The 23,884-nt window shown below is 52.0% G+C and carries 17 protein-coding genes and 1 pseudogene; 2 read left to right on the top strand and 16 right to left on the bottom strand.

The annotated features are described in order from the left end of the window. Positions 1-51: 51 nt before the first annotated feature. From ABEA66_RS24385 to ABEA66_RS24320, 14 genes and pseudogenes are all read right to left on the bottom strand, one after another. Positions 52-927: a carbohydrate ABC transporter permease gene (locus tag ABEA66_RS24385; RefSeq protein ID WP_345591581.1), complete on the bottom strand. Its 876-nt coding sequence runs from the start codon at positions 925-927 to the stop codon at positions 52-54. 18 nt (positions 928-945) lie between these two features. Beyond that, positions 946-1,896 (bottom strand): ABC transporter permease, encoded by a 951-nt coding sequence (locus tag ABEA66_RS24380; protein WP_345591579.1) that lies wholly within the window; start codon positions 1,894-1,896, stop codon positions 946-948. A 105-nt stretch (positions 1,897-2,001) separates the two neighbouring features. Then, entirely contained in the window at positions 2,002-5,385 is a 3,384-nt protein-coding gene (locus ABEA66_RS24375; protein ID WP_345591577.1) for a fibronectin type III domain-containing protein, read from the bottom strand. 111 nt (positions 5,386-5,496) lie between these two features. Continuing rightward, entirely contained in the window at positions 5,497-7,722 is a 2,226-nt protein-coding gene (locus tag ABEA66_RS24370; RefSeq protein ID WP_345591574.1) for a helix-turn-helix domain-containing protein, read from the bottom strand. A gap of 70 nt (positions 7,723-7,792) precedes the next feature. Further along, positions 7,793-9,349 carry a DUF3502 domain-containing protein gene (locus tag ABEA66_RS24365; RefSeq protein WP_345591572.1) on the bottom strand — a complete coding sequence of 519 codons (1,557 nt, stop codon included), beginning with the start codon at positions 9,347-9,349 and terminating at the stop codon, positions 7,793-7,795. Positions 9,350-9,378: 29 nt separating this feature from the next. After that, the gene (locus ABEA66_RS24360) at positions 9,379-10,308 is read right to left on the bottom strand and encodes a carbohydrate ABC transporter permease (RefSeq protein ID WP_345591570.1); all 930 of its coding nucleotides are present in this window, start codon (positions 10,306-10,308) and stop codon (positions 9,379-9,381) included. Positions 10,309-10,316: 8 nt separating this feature from the next. After that, positions 10,317-11,228, bottom strand: coding sequence for an ABC transporter permease (locus tag ABEA66_RS24355; protein ID WP_192700899.1), 912 nt, complete (start codon positions 11,226-11,228; stop codon positions 10,317-10,319). Positions 11,229-11,530: 302 nt separating this feature from the next. After that, a complete protein-coding gene (locus ABEA66_RS24350; RefSeq protein WP_345591566.1) occupies positions 11,531-12,298 on the bottom strand; it encodes a DeoR/GlpR family DNA-binding transcription regulator in 768 nt (255 codons plus the stop codon). Between the two features lie 21 nt (positions 12,299-12,319). Continuing rightward, positions 12,320-13,369, bottom strand: coding sequence for an aldose 1-epimerase family protein (locus ABEA66_RS24345; RefSeq protein WP_345591564.1), 1,050 nt, complete (start codon positions 13,367-13,369; stop codon positions 12,320-12,322). Then, complete coding sequence (locus ABEA66_RS24340; RefSeq protein WP_345591562.1) at positions 13,366-13,926, bottom strand: D-lyxose/D-mannose family sugar isomerase; 561 nt, start codon at positions 13,924-13,926, stop codon at positions 13,366-13,368. The genes ABEA66_RS24345 and ABEA66_RS24340 overlap by 4 nt, the downstream gene beginning before the upstream one ends. 3 nt (positions 13,927-13,929) lie before the next feature. Further along, positions 13,930-15,159, bottom strand: a complete 1,230-nt coding sequence (locus tag ABEA66_RS24335) for a carbohydrate kinase family protein (RefSeq protein WP_345591560.1) — start codon at positions 15,157-15,159, stop codon at positions 13,930-13,932. A gap of 2 nt (positions 15,160-15,161) precedes the next feature. Further along, entirely contained in the window at positions 15,162-16,319 is a 1,158-nt protein-coding gene (locus ABEA66_RS24330) for a Gfo/Idh/MocA family protein (RefSeq protein ID WP_345591558.1), read from the bottom strand. A 16-nt stretch (positions 16,320-16,335) separates the two neighbouring features. Beyond that, positions 16,336-17,181, bottom strand: a complete 846-nt coding sequence (locus ABEA66_RS24325; protein ID WP_345591556.1) for a class I fructose-bisphosphate aldolase — start codon at positions 17,179-17,181, stop codon at positions 16,336-16,338. A 208-nt stretch (positions 17,182-17,389) separates the two neighbouring features. Further along, positions 17,390-17,547 (bottom strand): annotated as a pseudogene (locus tag ABEA66_RS24320) (transposase); the annotation flags it as partial. Between the two features lie 101 nt (positions 17,548-17,648). Between ABEA66_RS24320 and ABEA66_RS24315 the strand changes: the two are divergent. After that, the gene (locus ABEA66_RS24315) at positions 17,649-19,484 is read left to right on the top strand and encodes an HSP90 family protein (RefSeq protein WP_345591554.1); all 1,836 of its coding nucleotides are present in this window, start codon (positions 17,649-17,651) and stop codon (positions 19,482-19,484) included. After that, positions 19,481-20,539, top strand: coding sequence for a hypothetical protein (locus ABEA66_RS24310; RefSeq protein WP_345591552.1), 1,059 nt, complete (start codon positions 19,481-19,483; stop codon positions 20,537-20,539). Before ABEA66_RS24315 ends, ABEA66_RS24310 begins: the two co-directional genes overlap by 4 nt. 70 nt (positions 20,540-20,609) lie before the next feature. Here ABEA66_RS24310 and ABEA66_RS24305 read toward each other — a convergent pair whose 3' ends face one another. Beyond that, entirely contained in the window at positions 20,610-21,785 is a 1,176-nt protein-coding gene (locus ABEA66_RS24305) for a DUF4272 domain-containing protein (protein WP_345591550.1), read from the bottom strand. Between the two features lie 159 nt (positions 21,786-21,944). Then, a complete protein-coding gene (locus tag ABEA66_RS24300) occupies positions 21,945-23,864 on the bottom strand; it encodes a PAS domain S-box protein (RefSeq protein ID WP_345591548.1) in 1,920 nt (639 codons plus the stop codon). Between the last annotated feature and the right edge of the window lie 20 nt (positions 23,865-23,884).

Below are 23,884 nucleotides of genomic sequence, written 5' to 3'. Positions count from 1 at the left end.
CCGTTGTCTATTTCTCCCCGGCTGCGATCCTATTTACGGCGGACGATCCCACTATCCTTTCACTGATCCGACCAGCATGCCCTGCTCGAAATATTTTTGCACGAACGGGTAAATGATCAGCATTGGCAGCGCTACAATGACAATGGCAGCCATCTGGATGCCTATCGTAGGCGGTGGCGTCGAGCCTGCCGCTTCCAGCAGCTCCGGCGGGAGGCTGGAGCTGGCGACGATCGTGCGAAGAACAAGCTGCACAGGCGCTTTGTGCCAATCGGTCACATACAGCATGGCGTTGAAGAAATCGTTCCAGTACACCACCAAATACAGCAAACCGATGGTAGCTATCACCGGCATGGACAGCGGCAGCACAATCTGCCACAGCATTCTGAGCTCCGAGGCTCCGTCGATCGAGGCAGATTCCTTCAAGCTTTCCGGGATACCCTCGAAGAACGACTTCATAATGATCATGTTAAATGCGCTGTAAGCCATAACCAGGATGAGCACATAGCCGGTGTTGAGCAGCCCAAGCTGCTTGATCGTGATATAGGTGGGAATCATCCCGCCTTTGAACAGCATCGTAAAGAGAAAGTACAGCAGGATGATCCGCCTGCCTGGCAGCTTTTTCTCTGCCAGCGCGTAAGCGGCCGTTGTGGTCAGGAACAGAGCCAGTAGGACACCCGCCGCTGTGTTGCGGATCGTGGTGCCGTAGGCGGTATAGATCAGGGAGCCTTTCTGCAGTAAATATTCATAGTACTGCAAGCTGAAGGAGGTCGGAAACAGGATGAATCCGTTTTTCTCGCTGAACAGGTGATACGGTGTCACCGAGATGGTTATGACGTACCAGAAAGGAATGACGATTAGTACGGTTAAGGCGGTGAGTACGGTATAGTTGACGGTAACAAAGGCGGTCTCGCCTCTCGTGAGCTTCATCGTTTCTCTTCTCCTTCGCTAGAAAATGCCGGAATCGTTGATGCGCCTGGCGATATGATTGGCGATCAGCACCAGTGCGAGCCCGATGACACCTTTGATGACGTCGGCTGCAGCGGCGAGGCTGAGGCTGAACTGCTCGATGCCTACCCGGTATATGTAGGTGTCCAGAATATCGCCAACCTCAAACACCATCGGATTGTACAGGTTGATCACCTGATCCAGCCCGGCGCTCATGATGTATCCGACTCTAAGGATGAAGATAACGACGATCGTTCCTGTGATGCCCGGCAAAGTGACGTGAAGGATCCGCTGAAGCCGCGTCGCTCCGTCCATCACCGCCGCCTCGTATACTTCCGGGTTCAGCCCGGCGATGGCGGCCATATAGATGATGGCTGCCCAGCCCATCTCCTTCATCGCGTCGGTAACCACCAGTATCGTCCGGAAGTAGGCAGGCTCGACGAGCAGATAAGCGGGTGTCCCGCCGAACAGCTCGACGATTTTGTTAACAACGCCAGTCTCTGGCGAAAGCAGCAGTGTAATGATCCCGCCGTATACGACCCAGGAGACAAATCTTGGCAGGTAGACGGCGGTTTGAAGCGTCTTCTTGAACCAGACGGCGCGAATTTCGTTCAAGGCAAGCGCCAGTACGATCGGGCACAGGAAGCCGCTGATCATTTTGTACAAGCTGATCAGCAGCGTGTTCTTAAACGCATTGCGGAACATCTCGGATTCGAACAGTATCCGAAAATATTTGAGCCCCGCCCACTCGCTTCCGGAGAAGCCCTGAATGACGTTGTAATCCATAAACGCGATGCTGATCCCGTACAGGGGGAGATAATCGAACAGGAACACCCAAATAAAAGCAGGCATCAGCAGCAGGTATAGCAGCTTGTATTTCCATAACCTTCCGAGGCGACTCCGGGGAGTCGTCTTCTTTTCAACAGCGGTTCCGGCGGTCACCAGCTCCATCTTCATGTCCTCCTGCAAGAAAGTGCTTACAAAGGATAGTGTATCGGAAAGCGGATGACCGGAAAACCGGAGTGAAGAACCATTATACCGGGGAAAAGTCCGATTTTACTGCTTCCTATTCCCCTGCTGCGCCGCCGGAGCAACCGAGCGGGTGATCGTCCAATCGGCGAAATTGTAGGTCAACGACTCGCCTCCCTGAGATGCAGTGAACGTAACGGCGTTTTGCCCCTGCTGCAGCCAAGGTGTGTCGAACAGTTTGAAGGCGGAATAATCGACGGGCGTATTGTTGATTTTATGTGTATTGTTGTAAGCGTCCGCAGCGGAAACAAACGTAATGTCCATCCAATCCCCACTTAAGCTTTTATAAATCAGACGCGGGTTGGCCTCGTTGATATGCGTGCTGTCGACTGTCGTATTCGCAAGAACCGCGTTCTTGAAGGCAGCAAAGTCCGTATACTCGGAAGCGTCTGCGGTTTCAAGCACCCATCCATTCGTATCGGCCTGACTGCGAAGGATATGGTAGCTGTAGAGCAATTGTTTGGTAGGGTGAAGCTGGGCCGTCGTCTTGACCTTGTTCGCCGGATCGGTTGGCGTCTGTTCATACCATGAATACGGCTTAATCATCTTAAAAGCGAAATACATCGGTCCGGCATCGCATAATACCCATCCCGCCTGCTCTTCTCTCGCAATAATCGAACCGGTGTCCGGGAACATGGCGTTAATAAAATTGGAGCTCGGAGTATTTAGCAGTTTGTACACGCCCACCGCCGCTTTGCCGTCCTGCATAATCCGATGGTTGGCCGGCTGGTCATAATTGCCAATGGGTGCATCCCCCTGATCGACGGACAGACGGAAGAGTGGATTCGGCTTGGGAGAATGCCAGCGCAGCACCACGGGGATATCTTCAATCCAGTTGTCGACGCGGTTATACGTTACCTCGGTAGACAAGCCCCAAGTCGGCCGGACATAGGCCTGACGGTACGTGCGAAGATTGCGGCCGCTCGAATTTTGCAGATTGGTTTTGCGGGACACGTAGCTTTTATCTGCGGTTTGGCCGATCCTGACAGCCATTTCCGGCGGTGCATAGCTCATACCTCGGTACAGTACCAGGCCCAAATATTCGAGATACGGGCGGTACGTTACAGGCGCCATCCCTTCCGATTCGCCGATTCTCTCCTGCGCCCGGTAGGAGCCGAAATACATCCAAGACAGAGCGGTATGGTCCGCTCCCCTCCATGTCGGATCGCTTGCCGAAACCGAGTCTCCCTTGGCCCGGTTGGATGTAGAGATGAACGTTCCATTGATCCAGTCGTTCGCCCACTCGAACCACATGATGTCCATGGCCATTTTAACCTTCTGCTTGAAATCCGGTTCATCCGAATACTGGTACAAGGCGTTCAAGCACAAATAGGTCATGAACGTATATTCCGGACTTTCATATTCGGCCCATCCGTAGCGAACTCCCGAATCGAGCATCTCCTCGAGATTAGCCCGGTTCTCAGCTTTCAGCACAGCCCCGGACTTGCCGTTCAAATCCTTCAAATCGGGCAAATACTGCCCTACCAAATAACCTGCGGTGTAGTTGCTCATTCGGAGATTTTCGGTTTGGGGCAGCTTTGCATAGGCATATTGCGAGAAATACCACCGGACGTGATCCGTCATCGCGCTGTTGAACCGGTCGCCGACCAGCAAATAGGCATACATTTTGGCGACCGTTTTGTATTGCTCCCAGTCGTAAGTTTGGAACATATCGTCGAGCTTTTGAAGATTAGCGGTGACATTCTGCCCGTCGAGAATTTGCGCGACGTACTGTGTAATATTGAGCTGTCCACCCAGCTCTGACATCGATTTCGTCTTGCCCCACAGCCATTGTCTTCGGCTGTCTAAAGTGCCGGGAAAAGGTGCATTCGTGCTATCCGAAGGCGGAATGGGACTGACGCTCACATTATCGAATTCCGCCGCCGCCAGCCGGTTGTTGTTATGACTTGTTACCGCCAGACCGAAATAAACCGTTTCCGGCAGATTCATCGCCTCTTTCTTAACGAACGTCCAGTTCGTGCCATCGGCCGAATCGTACGCGCTGATCACATTATTCTGCCGCACCAGCTTCACCCAGTAAGGCGCGGATGCTTTGGTTCCTGCCGTCTGGCTGGAGTCCGCTCCTGGCTGCAGCCGTTCCTGGAAGAAGACCCCTCCCGCAGGCGTCACCTCCATCATTGTGTAAGGGGACTGCTTCGTAATATCGCCTCGGATCATAACCCCTGCCTTGGTCCATTGGGCTGTATTCTCGACGCTGTAGACGCGCGCCATCACCTGCCCGTCGCCCGTCCATGGCCGGTATACATAGTGGAACGCATCCTCCGTTCCCCAGATATCCGTTCCGGAGCCCTGAACCTTGAAGGTGCCGGTATCCCGGTTATAAACGGCACGGCCCACCGTGCCCACACTGCCGATATCCGTATCTCCGAATGGCTCCGGCATCCCGCTGATCGAGGGCAATGTAGTGACGGTGGCTTCATTGCTCAGCCCCGATACGTTCCCTGCTTCGTCCCTCGCTTTGACGGTAAACCGGTAAGCCGTATTTGGCCTCAATCCGAGTACAAGATCGCTCGTTGTGAAACCGCTTACTGTTTTCAGCAGCTTGCCATCTCGATACATATCGTATCCCGTTACTCCGACATTATCCGTCGAAGCCGTCCAGCTCAGGCTAACGCTCGTATCTGTTTTCCCTGTGACCGTCAAATTCGACGGTGCCGCAGGCGGTACAGTATCCTGATTTTGCCCGCTTGCCACCTCGTAGACCGCCAAATCGTCGACCATGTAGGCTTCATCCGTACCGCCGGTGTCGACGCGAACGGAGAAGGCCAGCTTGATGCTCGTAATCGTTTTCTGCCCGCCGTTCGGAACGATCTTGAAACGATAGCTCGGAATGTCACTGTCGTTAATCGTTCCCATCGCATTCGGATCGCTGTTCAGATAAGCCGCTGTACCGGAAATACTCGGATAACCGGCCGGAAAGCGGGGAATCAACACGTTGTCGTACGGCGCGAACTGCAGCTGGGCATAGATGTCCTTGGCCACTGGCTTGTCGCTGGCGGCGCTGCGCTTCAGCTTGTATTCCAGGATGAATTCCACCGGAGCGCTTCCCGTCGGCATACCGTAAATCGCATTAATCCTGTCCTTTAGCTTGCCGTTGTTCAATTGATAATAGAAATAACTTGCGGCATTGGTGCCGAGCGAAGCGTCACGAAACTCAACCGCATTGTTGCCGTTCCATTGCACGATTCTTTGCGAACCGCCGCTGCTGCTGTTATCCACCGTAAAAGGACTTACTCCGTCGTCGAAATGGGTGTCCATATCCTGCGCCAGCAAGTTGATCATGACCGGCTGGCCGCTCTCCGACGCATGCGTGATAGGAACGCTGCTAATGGCCATTAGCCATACAAGGACAAAACTTAGCAATTTTCTGGTTTTTCGCGTCAACATCATTCATCCACCTCCAAAGTTCAAAGCATTCGGTTCGGTACACCGCAATTGACCGGCTTTTCGGTTGCTTGCTATTTCACCCCCTTTCACGCCGCTGCCCGCTGCCGCTTGCCGTTATTCGCTCTTTTGCTCTCGATATTGGTTCGGTGTTAAGCCCGTATACTTTTTGAATGAAGTAAAAAACGTCGTTTTCGATTGAAACCCGGACCGTTCCGCAATGTGAAGCACTGGCCAATCTGTGGAAACAAGCAATTGCTTGGCCTGCTCCAGCCGTTCCTGGTGTATGAAATCGGATAGTGTAATCAAGTAGGTCTCTTTGAATACCAATCGGACGTAGCTGACGGAAAGCATCAAATAATCCGCAATCCCCTCCAAAGAAAGCATCGGATCCTGAAGATGCTGTTTGACATAATCAAAAATTTCCGCTGCCAATTCTTCCTTCCGGTTTGAATTGGAATGTTTGATGTTAATGCTGTCAATAATACCGGCAAGCTGCTGGCAGATCCATTCCTTCACATCGGCTAAGGTGTCGAATCTCCGTAACAAGTCCACCCCGCCCAGCTCCTGATCGAGCATCACTTTATTGAAAGCTTTGAAAATATAGAAAAACAGCAGCTTCAGCTGAAACTGGCATTCCGCATAGGACAAATGGTGAAGCTCGGCGAAGATCGCGTCCAATAGCTCTTGAACCTGATCCTTCCGGGATTTGCGAACGGCCTGGATCAGCTCCTGAACCAGCTTCTCGTCGAGCCCCGACTGCGGCTTCGGCCAGTAATCCGGCATATCTTCTTCTACATACACGCTGTCCTTCTCGTTGAAAAATCCCAGCAAAGTCAGGTCGTAAATACGGTCATACAGGATGCGCATGTTGCCGTCCTTTGGCGTTCTGCCGCTAAGTGCAGCGGTAGCCCGAATTTGCAGCCAGCGACCGATCTCTTCCCGCGCTTCATTCAGTGCCTGGAGCGGAGTCCTCTCCTGCTTTCCACCGCCGATAAACACGACCAAATGATCGCTGCCCACGTCCACATTCTCGATAGCAAAGCCGTGCCTCCCCATCACTTCACTTGTAATATTGCCCATTGCATACAGAAGGAGTTTCCGTGAAGGGTAGGAATAGCGGTCCGAGAAAGACTTGAACCGGTTAATACGCAGAACGGCCAAATATAGTTCAGGAAAGAGCAGCAGCTGCATGTTTTTATTTTCCAGGAAGGATTCATGGTAGGTCCCCTGCAGTAGCCATTGCCGCAAAAATTCGTTCTTGACCACTTCCTGATGGTTTCTTATGATGTGGTTCATCTCTTCCACGGTTTTGACCATATGGTCTAGACCCGATTTGATGATGGCGAATTCCGTATTTCGGCTGGGTTCGGGGACGGACACGGCCGTGGCAACCGTCTGCCTGATCTGGCTCGCCAACTGGCTGAACGGCAGGAAATGGTGTCGTGAATTCCAGTAGGTAAGCCCGGAAAGCAGCAGCAGCAGGAAAAGGCACATCCCCAGTATTTCCATTTGGATTCGGTCGATTTTGCCGCTAATGTCTTTCAGTCGGACGGTGGAATACAGCGTCCAGTCCTCTAATTTAAAGGCATGGGAATGGATTAGAAAGACATTGCCTTCAACTACGAATTGATGGTTAGCCGAGTTTTGACGCAGCATCTGCTTCTCGCGGAACGCGCCGGAGCTGCCAAGAATGACGTTCTGCTCGCTGTCGGTAATGACGATGCCAGTGGCGGGATCGTTCAGATTTTGCAGCAAATAGGTTTCGAGCAGGCTTTTGTTCAATAAAATGACCAGATATCCTTGGCTTGCGATTTGGGAGCGGTTCGCAGGCACGATCAAGGCCAGAAAGGACTCGTCTCCGAGCGTATGATCGAAAAATCTTAAAGTCATCGGAGGCTGGCTGCTAATGCGTGCCAGCATCTTCTGATCCGAAAATTCGGCAAACGTATGGATGCCTTCCTTGGAGTCGATTACCCGCTGCGTTTTGGTGTTCACCAGATAGGTCGTTCCAATATACGACTGCAGGCTCATGAATTTCGAAACCGATTTAAAGGACGAAGCCGCAGCCAAAGGATCGTTAAGATCGGACATCAGCCAGTTGAAGATGTCCGGATCCTGATACATGCTTAAGGCGTAAGAACGAAGATGATCCAGCTGGTACTCGAAGCCTTGGCTCAGACTGTCCGTCTTGATTTCCATCAAATGGTTTATGTCGTCATAAGCTTGCTTGGCATATTGCTGCCTTAATAAATAGGAGAAGATGAGAATGATCACCGTAAACAAAATTCCCATATTCAAAACGTTACGAAGGTATGTTTTTTCAGGCCGTAATCGCAGCATTCTTATTCCCCTTCATTTCTTTTTTCCTATTCATTAAAGCACAAATTCTCGTATTTGATGAAGCGTCCCGCTATTTTTTGCCAGCAAGAAATGCGTCGATCTGCTTTTGCTCTTCCAATTGAATTTTCTTGGCTAGCGGTGCAGCCTCCGCTTTGAATTTGGACCAGTAGGTTTCAGGATCTACCACGCCGTTGAACAAGGCTGAGTAGTATTTGGCTTCGATACTAACGTATTGCGAGATTTCATTGCTGACTGCTGCGTTGTTGAATGTAAATCCAGACAGCTTGTCGATCTTGAAGTTGCTTGCATCGGAGGTCCACTTGTTCAGCCTTTTCGTCTCCTCGTCCTGGCTCGCATCCTGCCTGTCGGTCGTTGGATTCCAAACCCATACGAACGGGAACCATTTGTAACCGTCGCCTTTGAATTTGTACTGGTCGTCCCCGACGGCTTCCCAGTTTTTATCCTTAATCCCGTACACCAGCAAATCATAATTTTCCTTCTGATTGGCCCATTCGAGGAATTGGATGGCACGCTCCTTATGCTTGCTGACGACGGGAACGGAAATGAAGTTGTATTGAAGGGAATTCGTCACCATGGCGCCTTTTTCCAAATTCATGAAAGTCACCGCTTCCAATTCCGCTTTGGGGTTAGCGTTTTTCAACGCTTTCTGCACGTCGTCCCTCACTCCGAAATCATTGCTGGCAATGATGGCCGCCTTGCCCTGCTTGAGCAGCTCGGCTTCGTCCTTGATCGCCAGAACATCCTGGCTGATGATCTTATCCTGATACAGCTTGCGGGCGTTTTGAATCCAGGACCAGACCATGGGCTCCATCTGATCGAATAGATTGTAAATTTTTCCGTCGTTATTTTTGGTATACAAGACGAGCGATTCCGAAAGCGCCGGGCTCGGGGCGATATTCTCCTTATTATCTGCCCAATAATGACGGAATGCGCCCTCCGACAATCCTTTCTTCACGTCCTGGCCGGCCGGAATGAACGGTGTGATGTTAGGAACTCCGTCTCTGACGGCATAGGCGAAGCGGATCAGCTCGTCATAGGTCTTGATCGGCGGGATATTCAACTGCTCACGCAAATCTTTTCGCACGTAGTAAACGCGGCCCTGCAGGAAGGAATTTCCGTTCGGGATACCCATAATTTTTCCGTCGAATTTGTTGGCGTCCCACATCTGCTGCGGACGGTTCTTTAAAATCGTCGGTCCGTACTGCCGGAGCAGATCGTCCAACGGCGCGTAGCTGCCTGCAGCGATTTGCTGTGTAAGATGCAGCCACGGTGCATCGAAGATCAAATCGATCTCTTCGCCGGACGAGAGGGTAACCTGCGTTTTTTGCGCCAGGTCGGCCCACGGTACGAAGACCACATCCAATTTGACGTTAACGGAGTTGGCCATTCGCTTCTCCGCCTCCTGGATGACCTCATCGAAATCCTTGGGGCGGTCGCCCGGGACCATGATTTTCAGTGTCACTGGCTCTTGCTTTTTCCCATCTCCCGTATTATCGGCTTTCTTGGCCGTGTCGGAAAGCTCCGCTCCGCTGTTCGTACATGCCATCAACAGAGCTGTAAGCAAAAGCATGGCTGCGGCTGCGCCGGTCGTTTTTTTCTTGTTCATGTGCAAATGACCTCCTGTGTATCGTTGAATTAGCCTTTGACGGCCCCAATGGTAATGCCTTTTACGAAATACTTTTGCAGCAGCGGATAGAGGAAGACGATCGGTCCGATGGTAAGGCAGACAATCGCCAGCTGAATGGCATTTGTCGGCGCCGTCACCTGGTAGCTCGCCCCGCCCCCTACGTAAGCGGATACATTGAGATTGGAAAGTAACTGGCGAATCATTAACTGCAAGGGATGCAGCTTGTGATTGTCAATGAATAAGAGCGACAAATACCAGTCATTCCAATATTGAATCGCATAGAAGAGTGAGACTGTCGCAATGACCGGCGTGGATATCGGAATGATGATCGTATAAAACAGCCTCATCTCCCCCGCTCCGTCGATCGTCGCCGCCTCGTTGATTTCATATGGAAGCGATTTATAGAACGCTACGAGAATAAAGGCATAGAATGGATTTAACAAATAAGGAAGAATCAGTGCCCACAAGGAATCCTTCAAATGCAGCCAATTCGCCACCATGATGTAGAAGCCGACTAGCCCGCCGCCCAACACCATCGCCAGATACGTCAGAAAGGATAAAATATGGCGGTATTTCACCATCGGATGGGCAAGCACATAAGCGAACATCGACGTCATGAGGACGGCCAGTACCGTTCCGACGATGGTGACGATCAGTGAATTTTTGTAACTGGAAATAAATTGCTCTCCTTGCAGCAAATATATATACGCATCGAGACTCCATTCACTCGGAAGAAGCTGATAGCCATGCTGCAAAAAGCTCGTCTCGGAAGCGAACGAATCCGCCAGCACGATCCAGAACGGAATGACGCACACCAGGCTGAACAAAATAACGACGGCGTAGATGAGGACTACGAATAATTTCTCCCCCCAGGACTGGTCTTCCCGGATTCGGGTTCGAGCGTGTTTTCCAGGTAAAGCCACAGCGGTATGTTCCATAAGCCCTCCTAAAATAAGCTCGACTCGCGGTCGATTTTTTTAGCGATTTTGTTAAAGATCAGGATGGCCGCCAAGCCCATAACGGATTGATACAGAACGACGGCGGAAGACATGCCGAAGTTGCCCAGCTGGCGCAGCGCGCGGAACGAATACGTATCGATCACATCCGTGGTCGGATACAAAATGGAGTTGTCCCCGACGATGCCGTAGATCATCCCGAAATCGCCGAAGAAAATTCTTCCTACTCCGAGCAGCAGCAGGACAACAATTACAGAACGGATCGACGGAATCGTAATAAAAACGATTTGCTGGAACCGGGTCGCCCCGTCGATCCTTGCCGATTCGTAATATTCCGAAGAAATGCCGACGATCGCCGCCAAAAATATAATCGAGTAATAGCCCGCGAATTTCCAGACGTAGACCAAGGTTAAAATAAACGGCCACAGCTGGGCATTCTGGTACCAGTTGATCCCGCCAATCCCGATCTGCTTCAGTCCGTTGTTCAAAATACCGTCGGTGCTCATAAAGGCGAGCATCATCAGGCTGACGACCAGCCAGGAGATGAAATATGGAAGAAATATCAGCGATTGGCTGAGCTTCTTGACGATGACCGAGCGAATTTCATTGATCAGAATGGCGAGCACGATGGCAAAGCCGATCCCGAAGAGGAGGAATAACAGATTCAAGTACACCGTATTGAAGGTGACCCGCAGCCAGTCGCTCCCTCCGAAAAAAAACTTAAAATTGTCCAGCCCTACCCAAGGGCTGCCCCATATTCCCTTCACAGGCTGAAAGCGTTCAAACGCTATGAGATGCCCGAACATCGGAATATACGAGAAGATGGCCAAAAAAATAATGCCCGGCAAGGCCAGTAAATAGAGCTGGCGTTTTTTTACAATTTCCTCGATAAACCCTGTCAAATGTAACGGCCCCTTTCTTCATGATGGTTTTCCCTTTCACCATAAAGAAATTTCGGCGGATTGGATAGTTCGAATACTGTTTTTCAGGTTCCGATTTTGCGATAAACCGGGGATTTACCGGGGAAAGTCAAATTTCAAACCGCATTTTAAGTCCCTACCTACCATAAGCGGCACTGCATCTGTGTGGTCGTCAGCGTTATTTGGGTGAGTTTACACAGGTATAAAATAAGCGGGTAGTCCTGTCATCTGCGATGACATCAGGACGGCCCGCTTGAGTTTTCGGATTTATAATACACTTGACTTTAGGCGTCAGCCACTACCTCAACGGACGCTTCCAGCAAAGCGTCGCTCAGCTCCCGGTCAGGGAGGCTATCCGTTATCAGCCTGTTCACAGCATTCAAAGCCGCGAAGGAGAACAAGTCCTGCTTGCCGAACTTGGTATGGTCCATGACAATATTCACTTCAGCCGACTGTGCGATAGCGATACGCTTAATCTCTGTCTCGTACATATTGGAATTACTGAAGCCATGCTTGACAGCCATCCCCGTTGCTCCGATGAACGCCCGGTCGAACGCCATGGTCGACAGCGCGTTGGCTGCAACGGGGCCGATCAGAGTATCCGTCGCATCCAGCATCATGCCGCCGACGATAATAGTCGGAATCCGCTTCCCTCGAAGCTCGGCGGCGATATTCAGCGCGTTGGTAACGACGGTCATATTGCGGTCCGACGCCAAGCATCGCGCCACCTGCAGAGTCGTCGAGCCTCCGTCGAGAAAGATCGAATCTCCGGGCTGCACCAGCTCAGCCGCACGCCTGCCGATTCGCATCTTCTCCTCGATCAAGACGCCGATACGCTCCTGCAGCTCGATATCCTTGCCGAGCAGGATTGCCCCACCGAAGGTGCGCTTTATATGTCCCCACTGCTCCAGCTTTTCCATGTCCCGACGCAAGGTCATTTCGGTAACATCGAAAATCTCCTTCAGTTCTGCGATTTTTACCTCGCCGGTCAGAGCCATCCGATCCAAAATTTGCTGTTGGCGTTGGTTTACTTGATTATGCGACTGTGACATGTGAACCCCCGTAACTTTTCATCATGCTTCTATTATCCCAGTAACCTGTTCCACATTCAACCTGATTTCATACCGCACGATTTGGCCTGGCTCCAAATACACAAGTGTTCCTTGCTCCTGCTCCTTTCGTCTGCCCTCCACACGGCAGTTGGCCGGCTCCAAGCCAAGCACGTGCGTTCCGGCTCCGGGCATGTACCATTGTACCAGCAGCGGAAGCGTCTCGGCCGACCAGCAAAGCGTAACCCGAATCCTTCCAGCACCTTGCGCCAGCGGGAAGTTAGCGTTTTCAATACGGACTTCCGGTTGAGCCCCGCAGCTATGATAGTACACTTTTTCTTGAAATTCGGGATCGGGTGACTGCCAACGGTCGTATCCGTCAATCAACACCGAGCTCCCCCTCGCCTGAACGGCTTCATTGCTGCCGATGTAAATCCGCGTATCTTCACATAATAAGGGAAAACCAAAATTAAAATGATACAAGTGCATATGAGGACAGCGAGAGAAGCCCATATTCCGCACCTCATCGCGGATGATGATTTCGTTTCTGCCGAGTTGACTGCGAATTTGCCTGGAGAGACGAAGCGTTCCGCCGAATATGGACGTTTCTTCCACTACGCCGGAAATCGTCATGTCCATTTCGTCTCCCTGCCACACGCTTGTTGCCGCAACTTGGGCTGCAGGGGTATGATGCGCCCGGCCGTGCAAGCCGAGCTGCTCCCCTTGATCCTCGCAAGCCGATCCGACTTGAGTCAAGCCGCAGGTCATCAGCAAGCCTCCTGACGCCGTGCGAAGCCATTCATTCTCCTGTGCGGCATAATAGCCGGGGTGGACGTCAGTGTTAGGGGACTGCCAGCTGATAGGCGTTCCGCCGAATTCTGCTAAGGAAATATCCAATCCCTTGGTTGGGGTTACATAATAACATAGCCCCGCGCCGGTGCGAACCTGAATCTGCTCAACACCCGACTCCTTCCCTTCCGTGCTGAGGAATCGCCGAATGCCGGCTATTTGCTCAACTCTGCCTACACGCGCCTCCAATTCGCGACGAGACCAATCTTTTCCGTACAGCCTCATGTCCGATCCTGCCCGTCCTCTTCGATAACTGGCAGCCTTGCGATACGAGGATCGGTGAACTGATCGTACTCATCCCGGCTGGTGCTGGAAAATTCGGATACGACGGCCCCTTCCTCTCCCGCTTGAAACCAATGCTTGACTCCAGGTGCGATCGTATACTGCTCTCCCGGATGCAGCTCCACTTCATGGAAAACGGTGTAATATGCCTCACTGCCCGGCGGAAGCGCGGCCTGAATGTCGGAAGCGGCCTCGCCCTCGACATAGAGCAATACTTTTCCTAACCGGCAGCGAAACGTTTCCATTTTGCCTGGTTCATGGTCTATCGGCGGATGCAGATGCTCGGGGCATGTTTGCTTCGGGAACAGGACCAGCTCCTTGGCGCAGTAACGATCCGAATTTACATAGGTAATTAATTGCAAACCCTGAACTTCAAGGTCTCCCAGCCCGAAATCCGCGACTTCGATATGCTCGGCTTCCGGCTCTGCGATCACAATGCCGCCGGATTTCAGAATGGCCGCCGCCCTTTCTTGAGCCCGTTGGTATTCGCTTCTTTTCATCGTTCATTCCTGCCCTTCAACATAGAATTGATGGTGCGGGCCGACCCATAATCCAGGCTCCAGCAGGCTCCATCCAGTTAGATCTAGCTTCATCCCGCGCTTGGCCCATCCCCGGCCGATTCGCTCCCAGACCTCTTGCCAGCCTGGAATCCCGCTTGTCGCATCCGCCCGCTCTACATTGAACGCACCGGCCCCGACCGCGGCATGAAGCGACTCTTTCAGTGACAAGCCCCTCAATAACCCTGTCAGGAAACCCGCTATCGTGCAATCGCCGGCACCCGTCGTCCCCACAGCATCCACCTCGTAGCAGGCCGTCAGCATCTCACACCCGAGCCAATGCTCCGCCATCGCTTGTTCTGGCGCACACGGCCCCATGGCTCTCAGACGGTCTGCATCGGATGTCGTTCGCACGTACAATCCGTGCTCTCCCAGCTTAATCGCAGCGATAGCCGTTCCCATCTGCAATAACTGCTCCGACATTTCACTCAAAAGCCCTCCGTCAGCGGCGTAAGACAGCAGATTACCGTCAGGAGCCTCCCCCAGCAGGCGCTCGAAGCGCTCTCGCTGCAGCATATACAGAATCTCTTCGAAGCTGGGCATGAAAATATCAACATATGGCAGCGCATGGGTAAGTACAGCGGTCCAATCGACCTTTCCTGCTGCGGAATCAGGGTCGGGCCTCGCCATATCGAGAGATACGGTAAGGTCGTGATCCTTTGCTTTCTTTAACAGCAAGGCCAGCTCTTCTCCTTGATTTTCATACATTTTGCGCATGAGAGGGGGATACCCAAAATGAAACAGCCTCGCACCCTGCAGGTGGGCGGGAGTCAAATCCGCAGCCGAATAACTATCGTTCGCTCCCGTCGAATGCAGAAAGGTACGGTCTCTATGCGGAGGGCTGATGACGATGGAATACGAGCTGTGCTCATGAGGTGCGATGATCATGCCGTCCGCCAATGCCGGGCTATGCTGGTGCAATATCGTCAGTATCGTCTCACCGAACGGATCGGTTCCGATCTTGCCCATCAATTTCACTTTGCCACCGAGCCGGTGAAGCGCAATACCGGTGTTGGAGACGGCGCCCCCGGTAGAGAGGATTGCCGGTCCGATATTGACAAGCTTGCCCGGAGCAAGGAAAGCGCTCGTTCCCGCCGCTTGCGTCTCCTCCATTGCCGGGATGATATCCAGACAAATATGCCCGGCAACAATCACTTCCATCTCATCGGGTTTCAATATCAATTCCTCCAGTCAATTGGAATCGTTTGTCCGGTCCGGTTCGACTCCAATGCCGCCGTGAATATTTTGTGGCTGCCAACCGCTTCTTCCGGCGTCGCGCAGCGGAAGGGAAGCCGTGCGTCCTTCCCGTGCGCCAGCTCGTCGCAGAAGGCCGCCCACATTTGGAGGATCGAATCCGAGAAGCCAAACTCGAAGATGCCTCCGGTAATGGTGCCGTAGGCCGATTGATAGGGCGCATCCTCCACATGCCATGCCTGAACGCCTCCCGGCGTGTACGGCAAATAGGTGATCTGCTTTGGATGCTTGGTTGTAAATTCCGCGGAACATTCCGTTCCCGCGATCCGGATAAACCAGGTGTTAGCATGCCCGGGGGCGATGCGTTTGGTCGATAAAACCATCGGAAACCGCTGGTCTTCCAACTCGACGTCGCAGGCAAGAATCGCGTTGTCCCAAGTTTCACAAGGAACTGGGCTCCCCGAAGCATCCGGCCGCTGCCGTATAATGTTGGCCAGCAGCGCTCGGACGGACTTCGGCTTCCAGCCGAAACGCATCGGCAGATGCAGGACATGCATGCCCAAGTCTCCCATACATCCATATTCGCCGTTCGAAGCGATTTGCCTTTTCCAATTCATCGGTTTTCCCGGGTCCAGATCGCTGGAATGCCAGAAGCCCGCCTCGACCTCCATAATTGTACCGAACTTCTTCTCCTTCACCCACTGAACGATTCGCTGAGCCCCCGGAAAAAACGGAAATTCCGAAGAGCAGCGTACGATAACATCGGGATGCTTCAGGACAGCTTCCTGAATGAGGCGGTTCGCGTCCTGATCGATTCCGAACGGCTTCTCGCCTAGCAAATGCTTGCCTGACTCTATAATATCGACATAGATTTGCGCGTGCAGATGATGCGGCACGGCGCAGTATACGGCGTCAACGGAGGGGTCGGCCAGCAGCTCCTTATAGTCCGTATACACGGCCTTCACACTTGGCACATGTTCCTTGAACCATTGCGTTGCTGAGACGTTGGCGTCGCAGACAGCGGTAATTTGGGGTTCGAAATCGACATTTGTCAAATGACACCAGCGGGCCGCTGCGCTGGCAAATTCTTTGCCCATTAACCCGCAGCCAATGACGCCGAAGCGTATGATCGTTTTTGACATATCCTATCTTCTCTCCTTATTTTGCAGATTCCCCGGCGAGCAGGGCTAATGCTTGCGCTTCGGCAGCCCCGTGATGAACAATCGCCATCAAGGCCCGGGTCATGCCGGCCGGATTCGGGTGCTGAACGACATTACGGCCGTATACGATACCGGAAGCTCCCTGCTTCATCAATTGCACGGTACGTCTGACGATTTCCTCATCCCCGGCCCTGCCTCCGCCCCGCACAAGAACGGGAATCCCGGAGGCAATCTCGATAACGCGATGATATTCTTCCACATGATCGCACGGATCCGCTTTGATCACATCCGCACCCAGCTCCACCGCTTGCCGGACAAGCGGCAAAATCTTGTCGATATCACCATCTACCATGTAGCCGCCCTTTGCTTCGTTAGGCAGCATGACCAGCGGTTCGACCATAAGCGGCATGCCGTATTTCTCGCACTCGGTCTTGAGCAGAGATACGTTCTTGACGCATTGATGGTGAAGCTCCGGCTGGCCTGGAAGCAGCAGTAAATTCACACAAACCGCCACCGCATCCATGCGCAGGGCGTGCTCTACGGCCTTGTCGATCAGCTCGCTATACAAAAAGCGCGGAAGCGTATGACCGTAAATATTAGCCGCATCGGTACGCAAAACAAGTCCGGGCTTGCGTCCACCGGGAATCGATTGTAAATGCCGAGCCTGGCCAAGGCTTAATTGGATACAATCAGGGCCCGCTTCGACGACTGCCGTGATCGCCTGCATCATATTCTCGATGCCGGACAAGAAGGAAGCTTCGTTGAAAAAGCCGTGATCCATAGCGACGTCAAAGCATTTTCCCTGGGCGCTGAACATCCGGTTTAATCTGGGTTTTGTTATCAATAGAGTTCATCCTTTCAAGAATAAGTTCATTTGTAACATTAATGTTTATTTACAACATAATATTATGTTATTTTATAACATATGTCTATAAAAAAATAAACCGCCATTAGGCGGTTTGGGACTGACCCCACAGCATGAAACTAAACAAAACACCTTCAAGAGAAAGCTTCCATGTCGTCAAATGTGGAAGACAACTTTGGAGGTCTACTGCCGCTTTCTTTAGCAAATTATGGGCAAGCGAAAGCCACCCGACCTCTAAGCTTACTTTAGGCAAGCCTCGAAGCAGTAATCTTTTGAATCCCCGATTGTTCTTGATATCACCAATACAGGCTCCGGTTCGATCATCCGCCTTACCGACTGGCAGTGCTTTCATCGAAACTGTAGGGCGGGAAGAAATCCGAAAAGTTGGAAATTAGTGCACAATTGATTGTAGAATAGAAAGGAAAGCAAGAAAAGGAGTGTGTCCGATGAACGAACAAAATGAATATCGGTTTCAGGTCAATTTGAGCGGCATGATCAACATTTTATCCAACCATTTGTATAGCAGTCCGAAGGTATACTTGCGCGAGCTGCTGCAGAACGCAACGGACGCCATTACGGCAAGAAATACAATCGACCCGGCTCACGCGGGACAAGTGTCGGTGGACATTGCGGGCAGCGGGTCCAATCGGACGATGACCATCGAAGATAACGGCATCGGCTTAACCGAGGAGGATATCCACCGTTTCCTGGCCATGATCGGCCATTCCTCCAAGGTCGGGGGAGATTTCCTGGCGGCCGAAACGTCCTTTATCGGGCGTTTCGGCATCGGCCTGCTGTCCTGCTTTATGGTCAGTGATGAAATTATCGTCCTGACGCAATCGGCCGAGGGCGGGCCTTCGATGGAATGGCGCGGCAAGCCTGACGGCACGTATACGATCCGCAAGCTGGATACCCGTCTGTCCACGGGAACCCGCGTCTACTTGCGCAGCAAGCCGGGTTGCGAATCATATTTCGAGCCGGAGACGATCAAGGAACTGCTCTTCTATTACGGCGCTCTGCTGCCTTACCCCGTCACTCTCAGAGCGGACGGAATGCAGGAGATTATCAACAGCTCCCGCCCTGCCTGGATCGAAGAGCCTGAATTGGCTCGTGGCAGCCGCCACGAGGTACTGGCTTTCGGACAGCGGCTGCTCGGGGAACGATTCCAGGACTTCATTCCGCTGCGCACTTCAAACGGCCGGACCGGCGGCATAGCCTTCATCCTGCCGCATACCGTCAACTTGAACGCACGGCGGGCGCACAGAGTCTATTTAAAGCAAATGCTTGTATCGGATCAAGCGGACAACATTTTGCCGGAATGGGCTTTCTTCGTCAAATGTCTCGTTTGGACCGACGAGCTGCAGCCGACCGCCTCGCGCGAGCATTTCTATGAGGATGAACGACTGCAGGAAGTCAGAAACGAGCTGGGGCAGGCCATTCGGGATGAGCTGATGCGGATGGGAGAGTATGAGCCGGACCGGCTGCAGCACGTGATCGGACTTCATGTGCTATCCATGAAAGCGCTGGCGGCCGAAGACGCGGATTTTCTCTCGGTTATTTATCGCTGGCTGGCCTTCGAAAGCACCTATGGCGAGCGTACGCTGGGAGAGCTGCTCAATGAGCGAAGAAAGATTTACTATACCCTCTCCGTGGATGAATATCGGCAGATTGCCCATGTAGCGGCGGCGCAATCGCAGCTTGTCCTGAACGGGGGCTATATCTACAATGCAGAGCTGCTGGAGGGGCTGGCCTACCTGAAGCCGGAACTGGAGCTGGAACGCCTTGTTCCGGAAGATGTATCTTTGGCCTTCGCCGATCTTACCCTTGAGGAAAAAAGCCGTTATTACGAAGCGATCCGTCTGGCGGATGCGGCGCTGCAAAGCTTTAAATGCCAGGTGCAGCTGAAACGGTTCAAGCCGTCCGAGCTACCCGCGCTCTATACGTTATCAAAAGAATCGTCGGCTCTCCGCTCCATCGAGAATGCCCGGGAATCGAGCCCCGATTTGCTGGCCTCTGTGCTGGGTAATTTGAGTGCGGGACTGAACGAATCCGCCTATTCCACCCTCTACTTTAATCTGGACAATCCGATGATAGCGCGCGTATTCGCGTCTGCTCATCCACAGATGCTTCCGGCCGCGGTAGAAGTGCTGTACACAAACGCCTTGATGATGGGACATTATCCGATGACCCGGCGGGAATTGAATGCGATGAATCAAGGCATCGTCCGCTTTATCGAATGGGGACTTGCCGCCACGTCCAAGAATGGGGGGACTTCCGAATGAATCAGGATTTGCAGGCTTTGCTTCAGGAGGCAGGATCGCTTCCGGACGGCGCGGCGAAACTCGAGGTACTGGAGGCGGCGGTGCGCATCGCCGATGCCGAAGGACTGCTGGAGCTGGCTTACGATATAAGGAGCGATATCGTCCGAACGTCTATTTTTAACGGATTTCCGCTGAAAGCCGTCGTTGCGTTCTCGTGGCAGCTGGGACAGTACGACCGGCATCCCGAATTATTCGACAGCTACGATCTGTTATGGTCGTACAAATGGATTCTCGGGGAAATCTCCCACTTCCCGGATATTCCGCTGCAGCAGATCGAAGCGCTGGCCGAGGATTTGGGCAAACGATACCAGGAGCACGGGTATGGCCCCCGCACGTATTGGTATTACCGCTTCCGGCTGGCCATGGATCTGGGCCGTTTGCAAGAAGCCGGGACATTCATGGAACGCTTTCAAACATTGCGAAGAGACGACATGAGCGACTGCATCGCCTGCGAGCAAAATCAAATTGTGCAGTATTACGCCGAAGCCGGGGACGACGAGAAGGCGCTGGAAGCGGCTAAGCCCATTTTGTCCGGCTCGATGCGCTGCGCCGAGGTGCCTCATATTACGATCTCCCATCTTCTGCTTCCGCTGTATCGCGCGCGGTCCGCGGAGGAAGCGGCTAAGGCGCATACCCGCGGCTACAGGCTGGTCAAAGGAAAGCGGGATTTTGTCGGGGCCCTTGCGAGGCATATCGAGTATTTGGCGGTAGCCAATCCGAAGAAAGGGATCGAATTGTTCGAGCAGCATATCGCCTTGACGCTGCAGCATGAGGATCCATACCAGACGATGCTGTTCCACCTGTATTCGTCAAAGCTGCTGCGAAGGATCGCCGCGGAGGATCCGGTTTACCGGCCCAGGCTGCCGGCATCATTCGTATCGGCGAACGGGGATATGTCTTTGGAAGAGCTGGCACGGCATTTGGGCGGGCTTGCGATCTCCGCAGCACAGAAGTACGACCAGCGCAACGGTAATACAGTTTATTCCGAACTGGCCTCGGTCGCATTGCGCGACTAAGCCGTTCGAAATCGAAAACGGACCGCCCGGTTATCTTCCGAGCGGTCCTTGCGCATGTTCTTATCGCTATTTATGTATCCATCGGGATATGATCCCATTCCTCGTCGTCGCAGCCGACCATCCAGAACAATCCTCTGCGCCTCTCCATCACGACGCTCTCGTTCATGCCTGCAGGGGCTTCCTGTCCCTGGATGCGGCTGTTTACGCACGCCCATTGCAGACGATAGATTTTGTCCGCCTCATCCAAAATTTCCTCCCGGCTGCGCATGGCCGTCTGCCGGTAAAATTCCTCGAACGATCCGCAGCGGGAGACGACCTCAATCGCATAGTTGCAATCGCAAATCCGGTCGGGGAACTCCAGCGTCTCCACCAGCTGCAGCGCCCAGATCAGCGGCCAGTACGCTTCGTACTGCCATGCGATATTGACGGCCTCTTGCGGCGCCGGTTCTTCCGCTTCCAGCAGCCGGCGTTCGCTTGGGGTCAGCTCGTCCTCTACGCCGAATGTCCGCAGCGTATTCATAACAAAATCCTTAGACTCGGCGAGGTCGCCGCCTTGTGCGATGTCGCAAGCGTACTGGATCACGATCAGCAGAGCAACCGCTCTCCTGGCGATCTCTTCCTGCGACTTCCATCGGCATTCGGCTGCGGACGGCAGCTGAGGCAAAGCTTCCAGATACGGGACACCGCGCTCCCGGATATAATCGATGGAGGCTCTTTTTCTTCGCTCGCCCTCATCGGATACAGCCTCCGGCCCGACCACTTTCACGGTGCAGGCCCGGGGCCGGAAATCGGCCGGACCCGACGTTCCGTCAGGATACACAATGACTTGACCGTCGTAATCAAGAAGCGTTCCATCCTGCAAAAAGCCGATCCCTTCGACCTTGGACAGCAGCGCCATGCATAGCTGCAGCTGCTTCTCGTTCAGCTCCTTCTCCGCTTCGAGCGCGATTATCGTATTCAATACTGAGATTTGCGTTAAGACCAGTCCCTTCCGATGGTCGTCGGCAAAAGGAATGCGGTCGTAAAACCCCATCATCCCGGGAATATTCGTTTCGAAGTAAGCGGGATTCGTGCGTTCATTCGACACCCGGATAATCGTCTTCCGCTTGTTGAACAGCGAGCCTGTCTCGACAGTATAATCATTTCTATTTTTCTCGATGGTATGGTCTTTCGCATACAGGTCCGTAATGATATCTTCGATATCGTCCATATCGTTTCTGGATGCAAATATAGTAAAATATTTCAATGCCATGCCTCCTCTGGGAATATTATTACTAGATTACTTGACCCCCAAAGCGGCTGTCAAATTCTAGCATGACCGGCAGACGCCTGCAGTTCCATATCCATAAACACATCCGCTCTTACGCCCGAATCCGCGTATCTATCCCATACTAAAAAACACACCCTAAGGTGTGTTCTCCATATACTTCTCTATAATTGCAGCTACCGCATTCATACTAATCGGTTTACTCACATATTCATCCATTCCCTGGGATAAATATCTTTCGCGATCGCCTTTTATGGCATGAGCCGTTACCGCTACAATGAATGGAGTTTTCCCACCCGTCATTTTGGCTTTAATCTGCCGGGTGGCTTCCAATCCGTCCATTCCCGGCATTTGCACATCCATAAAAATAATATCATAAGGGAAGCGTTGAACCGCTTCAACCGCATCAAGGCCATTTTCCACGATAGCAGGCCGATATCCCAGCTTCTCAACCATCTTCTTTAACACGATCTGATTCACGGCATTATCCTCAGCTATCAGAATATGAAGAGTATTGTCCGTCGTACTTATAGGATCAAGAGCATATTCTAAGGAATTTGTCTCCGAATGGGGTTCAAGCTGAAATTGGGTCGTGAAGACAAACCGCGATCCGGATGGTTCAGCCGAGGCTTCATAGGTGATTTCCCCGCCCATAAGCTGAACCAGCTTTTTACAAATAGCTAAGCCTAAGCCTGTCCCCTCTGTCTTGCGGGTCATGAAATTATCGACTTGGTAAAATGGCTCAAATAAGTATGCGGCCTTGTCCTTAGGAATACCAATCCCCGTGTCCTGAACAGAAAACTGAAGACAAACATGATCCCGTTCGAGGGACAGACACTCCACCGAAACGGATATCGTGCCTTCCGCTGTAAATTTCACAGCATTACTAAGCAAATTAATAAGCACTTGCCTTAATTTCGTGTCGTCGCCACCTACAATATTAGGAACATTAGGACAAACCGAGGTAGAAATCACCAAGCTCTTTTCCAATGCTCTTGGCATAATAATATTGATAGTTTCCGAGACAATGACTCGAACATTGAACGGTTCCATAGCGACCTCAGAAACCCCTGACTCGATTTTGGAAAAATCCAGAATATCGTTAATGATCGTGAGAAGTGTGTTCCCGCTTTTTTTTATAATTTGCACATACTCCTGCTGCTCCGAATCCAATTGGGTCTCCAACAGTAAATCCGTCATGCCGATAACCCCATTCATAGGGGTCCGGATCTCATGACTCATCATGGCCAAAAACTCGCTCTTGGCCTTGTTCGTTTTCTCGGCAGCCTCTTTTTCGATAAGCAGCCGCTTTTGCTCCGTCATATCCTTGGCAATGAGATAAAATCCGAAGTTCTTACTATGTATAAAAATGGGAGCCAAAGTGGCCAGCACTTCAACCGTATGTCCATCTTTGTGATAAATATAATTAATATTTTTTTCTACAGACGAATAATCCTGAGCTGAGGAAAAAATATCAGCCAAAATTTTAGGTCCCAGGATTTTGGAGATACTCTCTCCGATTAGCTTTTCTATCTTATAGCCGGTTAATTGCTCCGCCATTTGATTACCGTTAATAATATTACCATCCAGTCCAAAAGATATGATAGCGTCATGATTGTATTTTTTTAATGAAGTATAGCGTTCAATGCTTTCCTGCAGCTTTTGCTCGGCAAGCTTATTCCTCGTATTGTCAATGATCTGGAAAATAAAATATTGCGGACTTCCATCATTCTCATCGCGAACCAGAGAAACGTGCAAGGAAGCCCAAATCATTTCGCCGTTTTTCTGTACGAAACGTTCGTCCGCTTGGCAGGATTCTCTCCCGTTATCTAGCAATTCACTTATTAGAACCTCCGTCTGGCTTTCGGCTGCTTCAAAGAGCAGGTCTCTCATAGTAAGTTCCCTCAGCTCTTCTACCGAATAACCGAATATTCTGCACATGGTGGGATTTACATTGACCCACTTTCTGTCTAATGAGACAAAAGCGATGCCTATGGGAGCAATGCGATATACTTGTTCAAAAAGAACCTGGTGGTCAATTTCCGTTAATTGCTGCATAGTCCGCCCTTCTTTCCTTT

Source organism: Paenibacillus vulneris (assembly GCF_039543185.1).
GTDB lineage: Bacteria > Bacillota > Bacilli > Paenibacillales > NBRC-103111 > Paenibacillus_S > Paenibacillus_S vulneris.
This window is presented reverse-complemented; position numbering and strand designations above follow the sequence as displayed.